Here is a 748-nt window from a genome sequence, read left to right as displayed (position 1 = left end):
AGTAGCGGTGAGCAACCGCAGCGCCAAGCTTCGCCTTACTGGCAAAGTGATAATAGATACTGGCATTTTTAATGCCTACCTTCGTCGCAATACTGCGAAAGTTTATCCCGTTATATCCGTGCTTCTGAGCCGCACACTTCGCTTCGGCCAGTATCGCTTCCCGTGCATTTACGCTCATATTAGCCTCTTTCTGAAACGTTCAGAACGTCACTATACACGGTCCGAAGTCACCTGCCAATTGACAGGTAGGTATTGACATCAGTCAAGAGCGGGTTCACTCTTAACCCTGAAACTACCAACTGGTAGGCAGTTACTGTCTTTTACTTATGAACTCTTACTCACAGAAGTTAAGGAACTCCCTCACATGAAAATCTATGACTGGTATGACGGCCCCTATCCTGCACGTGTCCGTATCGCGCTTGCCGAGAAAGGGATGCTTTCCACAACAGAATTTGTCCCGGTTAACTTATGGACTGGTGAGCATAAAAAGAACGACTTCCTCGCCATCAACTATTCAGGCACGCTGCCTGTTCTGGAGCTTGATGATGGCACGCTCATCGCAGAGTGTACGGCTATCACGCAGTATCTGGATGCCCTTGACGCGCCATACAGTCTGACCGGTACAACTCCAGCAGATAAGGGCATCATTCATATGATGACTAAGCGCGCTGAAATTGAGTTTCTCGATGCAGTTAGCACTTATTTTCATCATGCCACGCCAGGGTTGGGACCGGAGGTTGAACTGTAT

Annotated in this window: 1 protein-coding gene and 1 pseudogene; one reads left to right on the top strand and one right to left on the bottom strand. The window is 48.4% G+C overall.

Annotated features, from left to right (window positions below; genetic code table 11):
• Positions 1-151 (bottom strand): annotated as a pseudogene (locus WH277_RS02120) (TetR/AcrR family transcriptional regulator); the annotation flags it as partial.
• A gap of 213 nt (positions 152-364) precedes the next feature.
• Here WH277_RS02120 and WH277_RS02115 point away from each other — a divergent pair.
• On the top strand, positions 365-748 hold a 384-nt coding region (locus WH277_RS02115), incomplete at its 3' end, for a glutathione S-transferase (RefSeq protein WP_339504127.1).

The organism is Erwinia sp. MYb416, from assembly GCF_037479575.1.
In the GTDB taxonomy this organism is placed as follows: domain Bacteria; phylum Pseudomonadota; class Gammaproteobacteria; order Enterobacterales; family Enterobacteriaceae; genus Erwinia; species Erwinia rhapontici.
Note: the sequence above shows the minus strand (reverse complement) of the source record. Positions and strands in the feature narration are given on the sequence as shown.